The following is a 6,989-nucleotide window of genomic DNA, read 5'->3' as shown; positions in this document are numbered from 1 at the left end:
CCGGACGCAACCCGGTCCCATGCTCATGGCAAACCGGTGGTCCCTTCAGGCTGGCAGCCGACAATCCCGGACTTCGCCTGATCGCGGCATCCGAGACGTAGGAGAAGTCGATGTGCCGAGTGGTCGAGTCGACTCCCCAGTCGAGGAGCAGTTGGCAGCTCCATGGGGTCGGCAATGGGTTCACCCATGGGCTCGGATGATCCTTCCCGATCACTTCCGGATGTCTTGACGATCGGGGGGCGCCTCAGCGGTCGAAGCGACCGCTGTCGAGGGCCGAGGTGAAGCCGGACCACTCGGATGCGGTGAAGACCAGGGCAGGACCGGATGGGTTCTTCGAATCACGCACGGCGACAAGGTCGTTGGGGAGGAACGCGGCTTCGACGCAGTTCTTGGATCCCCCGCTGCGGCTACTCTTGAACCACTTCGCGGTAGATAGATCGACCATCAATCTTCGTACTCCTTTGCAACTTGCCGGAGCAGAGCCCGGCTGGCAATGGGGTCCAATGCGCTGCGCCGCAGACTCTCGTATGTCTGATAGTAGCGCTGAACAGCCTTTGGTTTTGCAAGATAAAGATCCCCGGTGAGGCCCTCGACGTAGACAACCGGTGGCTCGAGCGCCTGCCCGGACCTGTCAGTCCCGAACTCGAGAATGACGAACGATTCGACAGGATCGCCCGTCGGAAAACCAGCAGTAAACGGCAGGATCCGGACGCTGATGTTGGACCGGGTGCCGATGTCCCCCAGATGCCGCAACTGAGCGGCCATAACACGCGGTCCGCCCACCATTCCCCGAAGGACTGACTCCCTCAAGACGACGTCGAGCGTTGCAGGTTCGTACTTGCGAGTGATCCTCATCTGCCGCCGCATTCGCAGCTGTACTCGGCGGGAATGCTCCTCGGCGCTGTCCTCGGGGTGAGCCGCGTGCATCAACGCGCTGCCGTATGCCGGAGTCTGCAACAACCCAGGCACGAGTTGAGACTCATACGTTGTCAGACGATGCGCCGATGCCTCGAGCCCGACGTAGAAATCGAAGTTCTCCGGGATAACATCGCCGAACTCGCACCACCAACTCAGCTCATTGCTCTGTGCCGCAAGGGCTTTCATCGCGGCTGTGTGGCTATCATCAAATCCGTAGAGCCTGCACAGCGCCTCGATGTCCACCTCGCGAACGTGCGCGACCATCCCCTTCTCGATCCGCTGTAGCGTGCTCGCGCTGCGTTGGATCAGCGCAGCCGCCTGCTGCAGCGTGAGCCCGCACTCCTCCCTCCCATCGCGCAAGTATCGACCGAGTTGCCGCCGCGGCAGCGTGGATCCGAATTCCGACATGCCCGCCTCCCTCCAGGTTCGCTATGGACCCCGCAAGCAGATCACCGCGCGTACCCCCACGACCCCACCACTGCGGATTCCCATTCAACTACCGCATAACACCAGGAAGCATTGCATTTTTCTCCCCTCCGAGTCGCCAAATCCGCAAGTTGGGGGAACCAATCGCCCTGACAGTGCGTCCAGTAAGGTAGGCGACCAAGCACGAAGGGAGGGCCTGTCGATGGACGTGGGGCAGTCGACGGCAAACGGGCTTTACCAGCAGGCGGTAGCGGGGACGTTCCAGATGGAGGCAGACGCCGCGAAGAACTGCGCGGACGTCTTCCAGCGGTTCGCGGAGTCATTGGACGGAATGATCACCGACACGAACCAGTTACACCGCGCCGATGGGTTCGGAACCTTCGATTCCGCGAAGCTCCTACAGCAGGGATTCGTCGGCAAAGGCATGAAACTGTCGGAGGCACTCAAAGGCATGCGCGAGGCGGCCCTGCGGATGGCCGCTGCATACCTACAAGCGGGCGGACGCATCGAGGAGGCAGAGGCTATGAACAGTCTGGCAATCAAGGCGGCAGGACGTCAGCAGTGACACGGAAGCGACAAGGCGCGTTCTTCGCAGTATTGGTCGCCGCGGCGTTGGCCGCCGGATGCACATCTGACGGCAGTGATTCCCCGGACAGCGCCAGCCAGCCTGCGAGCGGCGTGAACTCGACCAGCATCAACCCTGGTCCCCACGCGCCACAGCCGACCCTGACCGCCCCATCTCTGCAGCCGCCTCCTCAGAAGCAGTACGGCCGACCCGACGTCGCCTTCGACCCGTGCACGTGGATACCCGACGATGTCATGGCACGCGCAGGGTTCGATACCAGCAGCCGGAAACGCAACGACCGGATCGCCGAAACCACGTTCTTGGTCTGCAACTTCAAATCCCAGCCTCGCAACTTGACCATTTTGTCGGGCAACGCAACCTGGGACGAGGATCTACAGAAGAACCGTGCTTGGAGCGAGCCGCTCACTGTCAACGGCAGAGAAGCGATGTGGGTACGCGATCCCGCCATCACCGATGGTTGCGATATCCACCTGCGCACCAAGGTGGGGTTCGTCGACATCGGCACGACACTGACCCTCAAGGGCCTCTCGCAGGACATGAAACCCTGCGACGGTCTGCTGGATATTGCCACCGCCATCGAACCCACGATCGGCAAGGACAACTGACCATGACCGGCGAGAACCAACCGATAGATCCCGGGCAAGCGACCCTGGGTCTGATACTGGGAGTAGACCCCGCACTCCAAAAGTCTCAGAAAACCCAGCAAGGCTCGCAGTACATGCAAGGCCAAGTCAGCCACAAGGGCACCGATGACGATTACATCAAAGACATCGAGCATTGGGATGGCGTGTCGCATCAGGACATGTGGACCCACGCTCAGGCGATGGCGCCTGACGCAATGCATACGACCGCCAAAGAGTGGGGCAAGATCTCCGCTGGCCTCGGTGGCGCACTCTTCGGCCTCAATCTATCCATCCAAAAAGCACTCTCCGACGGTATGCAAGGCAAGACCGCCGATGCAGCCCTGACCGCCGCGAAGAAGTTCGTCGAACAAGGCACGGACGTCCAAGAAGTGATCAAGGCGGTCGGACTTCGGATCGACACGGCGGCCTATGGCGCCGAGGCCGTCAAGCGGTCCGTACCCCCGCCTCCTGCAACAGGTTCGGGCACCACACCGGTTTCGGTTGGCAGTCAAGCCGCCGCGATTCTGCCCCTTCTCGGCGTCGAAACACCCGAGTCTGCAATGGCAGGAGGGAAGAACGCCGAGAACCTTCGCCAAGAGGCCATCGCCGCCATGCGCGCAAATTACGACCCTACCTACGGCCCTGCAGGCCGTGGCGTCCCCACCTTCGTCCCCGTCGACTCCCCCGGTGGCACCGGGCCCGACACCGGCGGCTGGAATCCCGGGACCGGGGGCAATGGTGAGAGTGGCCCCGGGGGTGCGGGTGGGACCGGTAGTGGCACAGGCGGTTCCGGGGAGCAACCGACTGCCGGGGAGCAGCAGGCGACCGAGACTGATGCGGCGAGTACGACTTCCACCGGAGACTCCACGAATTCTGCTGGCAGCCAAGGTAGTCAGTCCAGTTCCCAGGGACAGCAAGGAACCAGCACCACCCCGGCCAGCGCGAGCCCGTCGACGGCGGCCGCGGGGCTCGGCGGTGGTGGGTTCGGTGGTGGCGGTGGTGGCCGCGGCGGCTCCGGCGCATCCGGCGGTGGGGCGGGCGTCGCGGGCGGCACCGGTCAGGGCGGACCCGGGCGCAGTACCACCGGTGTCCCCGGCACCGGAAATCCTGCCGCCGCAGCGGCTTCCGCTCAGGGCGTGGGCAAGCCGGGCATCCCGGGCATGGGCGGCATGCCCATGGGCGCGGGGGCGGGCGCACGCAAGAACGAGGACGAGTCCGAGCGCAAGACCCCGGACTACCTCGTGACCGATCGCGAGGAGGAACTGCTGGGCGTTCGCGACCGCACCGTCCCGCAGGCCATCGGTGCTGATATCCCTGCGGCACAGTCGCACCCGGACAATCGCGAGGGCCGCCGGGGGTGAAGTGGGAGTTCACCCCGGACGAGTTCATGCACCTGTGGAACGAGACCGGTCAGGACCGGTACCCGTTCCCGCTGAAGTTGATCTCGTCCGTACGCTGGCAGAGCGAATTCGCGAGACTCGCGCAGGACCTCCGCGAGCGGTTGCCGCTCCGGGGCGACCCCGACCTGTCCGCCGTGCTGCAGGTCGCCGCGAACCCGGCTGTGTCGCTGGTCATCGTGGGCAAGCGGCGGCGTCCGGTGCGCGCGTACGGCGCGATCGACACCACGGTCGGCGTCACCATGGTGCAGCGACCAGGACTCACCGACGACTTCGGCGGCAATGTCGTGGTCGAGGTCGGCACCCCCGCGATCGTGCCCAAGGTGTTCGCGGCCGTCCTCGGCGATATCCCCCCGGGCCGCCACCCCGCCATGGTGGAGAGCTTCGACAAGATCCGCACCAGCCTCGAATCCTGGACGGGCACAAAGGAAACCACCACCGACCGCATGCGCCGCCTGCTCCGCTCCCCGCGCATCGGTTCCGGCCACATCGAAGCCCTGCGCGGCCTGCAAACCCCCCGACCCCAACCACCCCAGTACCTCAGCTGGTTCGACGTAGAAGGCGACGGCCGCTACGTCCACCGCCAGCAACACAACGACTTTCACATCGAGCCCTGCTCCCAACAGACCATCCGTCGCGAACTCGCCCGCATGGCGCGACAGGATCCGCACCAGCCGGACTGACAGGTACACCGGACTTCAGCACGCCGTGGAGCATGCGTGCCCACGTAACGGTCGGGTCAGACCGAGTTCGATGTCCACGAGTGCGAGCCACGCAGGCAGACGGCGGGCGAGATCGGAGACTGCGACTCAACCCTTTCGGCGCATTCCCACCAGCGCCCCCAGCACCGCCCCCGCCCCGAACAGCGCCGCCCCCGTGCGCGCCGTCATCCCCACCGCTACCCGCGGTTCGATGACAGCCGGTGCGGGAGCGGGGATTTCGGCCTCGGGCTCGTTTTCGCGCGCGGTCGCCGCCCAAGCGGTGGCGAACAGGATGATGCGGGCGGTGATGTAGGCGAAGACCATCAGGCCGATGATCGGGCCGAAGGCGACGCCCGCCGGGCTGGACAGCACGGACTTCAGGTAGAGGCTGGCGATCTGCTTCCAGATCTCGAAGGCCAGCGCCGCCAGCAGGGCCGCCTTCGCCGCGCTCACCAGCGTCACCGGCTGCCGGGGCAGGCGCGCGATGATCCACGCGAAGACGGCCCACGTGGCCAGGATCGCGAGCACCAGCGACACCACCGTGAGCAGAACGCCCACGCCGGGGGCGTTTTCGAGCTTCACCAGGGCCAGCAGATCCTTGCCCAGGCCGCTGCCCGCCAGCGCCGACAGCCCCAGTGATGCCACCATCGCCACACCCAGGCCCAGCAGCGCGAGCAGGTCCGACACCTTGCTGCCGACCCAATTCCCTTCCGGCGCTTTCTGTTCCCACTGTTCGGTGAGCGCCGCCCGTAGGTTGGCCATCCAGCCGAGCCCGGCGTACAGGGCGCCGACCAGTCCGATCACGCCGACGCTGGTGCGCGAGTTGATCGCCTGATCGATGAGGTCGGTCAGCTGGCCGCCGAAGGAACCCGGAATGTTCTCGACGATCTTCTGCTGCACCTCCCGCAGCAGCTCCGGGTTGCGCGACAGGACGAAACCGGCCACCGCGAAACCCACCATCAGCAGCGGAAACAGCGACAGCACAGTGAAATACGTGATCCCGGCGGCGAAGTAGTCGCCGCGCTGGCGCTGATAGCGCCCGCCGGCGCGGATGGCATGGTCCAGCCACGGCCGCGCCTGGACCTCGCCTTCGATGCGCGTCTTGACCTTGCCGAACACCCGTCCTCCCGGAACCCGGCCCCGCGTGGTGGACGGTCAGCGAGCCAGGAAGCCCACCCGCTCGTACACCTGCGCGAGGGTGTTGCCGGCGATTTCCCGAGCGCGCTCGGCACCGGTGCCGAGGATGCGGTCGAGTTCGCCTTGGTCGTCCAGATACTCTTGCACCTTCGCCTGCAGTGGCGTGACAAATTCGACCAGTGCGTCGGCCACATCGCCCTTGAGATCGCCGTAGCCCTTACCCGCATAGTCCTGCTCGAGGGTGACGACCGGCGTATCCGTGAGCGACGACAGGATTACCAGGAGATTGCTCACACCCGGCTTCTTTTCCGGGTCGTAGCGGATCTCGCGCTCGGTGTCGGTGACCGCGGACCGGATCTTCTTCGCCGAGACCTTCGGATCGTCGAGCAGGTTCAGCAGCCCCGCGTCGGTCGCGGCCGACTTGCTCATCTTGGACGTCGGATCCTGCAGGTCGTAGATCTTGGCGGTGCCCGTGACGATGTGCGCCTCCGGGACCACGAAGGTCTTCTTGAAGCGGGTGTTGAACCGCTGCGCCAGGTTCCGGGTCAGCTCCAGGTGCTGGCGCTGATCCTCACCGACCGGGACCTGGTGCGCCCGGTACAGCAGGATGTCGGCGGCCATCAGAACCGGGTAGGTGAACAGGCCGACGGTCGCGTTCTCGGCGCCCTGCTTGAGCGACTTGTCCTTGAACTGGGTCATCCGGCTGGCCTCGCCGAAGCCCGTGATGCAGTTGAGCACCCAGGTCAGCTCGGCGTGCTCGGGCACCTGGCTCTGCACGAACAGCGTCGACCGCTTGGGGTCGATGCCCAGCGCCAGCAGCTGCGCCGCCGCCCGCTTGGTACGGTTGCGCAGTTGCTTCGGATCCTGCGGAACGGTGATCGCGTGCATGTCGGGGATGAAGTAGAGGGCGTCGTAGTCGTCCTGCAGCCGCACCCAATACTGCAGCGCGCCAAGGTAGTTGCCGAGGTGGAAGGAATCGCTGGTCGGCTGGATCCCGGACAGGACCCGCTGCTTGCGTTCACCGGACGTGACAGGACTCGACATGCTCAGATCTTCGCATGCCGGGGACAGCGGACCGTCGGCACCACCTGACCGTCGTTCGCTAAGATTCAGCAAACGGTAAAGTCATGGTCACACGTCCAGAAACAGCAATGTCGAGTTCACCCTCCGATCGTGCCGCGATTACCCAGCGTCCGCGTGT

Annotated in this window: 8 protein-coding genes; 4 read left to right on the top strand and 4 right to left on the bottom strand. The window is 65.1% G+C overall.

Features of this window, described 5'->3' with window-relative positions:
• Positions 1 to 244 precede the first annotated feature (244 nt).
• Both ACYVLQ_RS24095 and ACYVLQ_RS24090 read right to left on the bottom strand, forming a co-directional pair.
• A complete protein-coding gene (locus ACYVLQ_RS24095; protein WP_460699791.1) occupies positions 245 to 445 on the bottom strand; it encodes a DUF397 domain-containing protein in 201 nt (66 codons plus the stop codon).
• Positions 445 to 1,326, bottom strand: a complete 882-nt coding sequence (locus tag ACYVLQ_RS24090; RefSeq protein ID WP_460699790.1) for a helix-turn-helix domain-containing protein — start codon at positions 1,324 to 1,326, stop codon at positions 445 to 447. Before ACYVLQ_RS24090 ends, ACYVLQ_RS24095 begins: the two co-directional genes overlap by 1 nt.
• A 220-nt stretch (positions 1,327 to 1,546) precedes the next feature.
• Here ACYVLQ_RS24090 and ACYVLQ_RS24085 point away from each other — a divergent pair, with 220 nt between their 5' ends.
• The 4 genes from ACYVLQ_RS24085 to ACYVLQ_RS24070 are packed head-to-tail and all read left to right on the top strand — an operon-like array spanning position 1,547 to position 4,633.
• Positions 1,547 to 1,909, top strand: coding sequence for a hypothetical protein (locus tag ACYVLQ_RS24085; RefSeq protein WP_460699789.1), 363 nt, complete (start codon positions 1,547 to 1,549; stop codon positions 1,907 to 1,909).
• Positions 1,906 to 2,535, top strand: a complete 630-nt coding sequence (locus tag ACYVLQ_RS24080; RefSeq protein ID WP_460699788.1) for a DUF3558 domain-containing protein — start codon at positions 1,906 to 1,908, stop codon at positions 2,533 to 2,535. Before ACYVLQ_RS24085 ends, ACYVLQ_RS24080 begins: the two co-directional genes overlap by 4 nt.
• A gap of 2 nt (positions 2,536 to 2,537) precedes the next feature.
• Positions 2,538 to 3,914, top strand: a complete 1,377-nt coding sequence (locus ACYVLQ_RS24075; RefSeq protein ID WP_460699787.1) for a hypothetical protein — start codon at positions 2,538 to 2,540, stop codon at positions 3,912 to 3,914.
• Positions 3,911 to 4,633 (top strand): ESX secretion-associated protein EspG, encoded by a 723-nt coding sequence (locus ACYVLQ_RS24070; protein WP_460699786.1) that lies wholly within the window; start codon positions 3,911 to 3,913, stop codon positions 4,631 to 4,633. Before ACYVLQ_RS24075 ends, ACYVLQ_RS24070 begins: the two co-directional genes overlap by 4 nt.
• 126 nt (positions 4,634 to 4,759) lie before the next feature.
• Here the strand turns inward: ACYVLQ_RS24070 and yhjD are convergent, their stop codons facing one another.
• Both yhjD and trpS read right to left on the bottom strand, forming a co-directional pair.
• Positions 4,760 to 5,770, bottom strand: a complete 1,011-nt coding sequence (yhjD, locus tag ACYVLQ_RS24065) for an inner membrane protein YhjD (protein ID WP_460699785.1) — start codon at positions 5,768 to 5,770, stop codon at positions 4,760 to 4,762.
• 36 nt (positions 5,771 to 5,806) lie between these two features.
• Positions 5,807 to 6,832, bottom strand: a complete 1,026-nt coding sequence (trpS, locus tag ACYVLQ_RS24060) for a tryptophan--tRNA ligase (protein WP_460699784.1) — start codon at positions 6,830 to 6,832, stop codon at positions 5,807 to 5,809.
• Between the last annotated feature and the right edge of the window lie 157 nt (positions 6,833 to 6,989).

The sequence above is a fragment of the Nocardia thraciensis genome (assembly GCF_054782435.1).
Note: the sequence above shows the minus strand (reverse complement) of the source record. Positions and strands in the feature narration are given on the sequence as shown.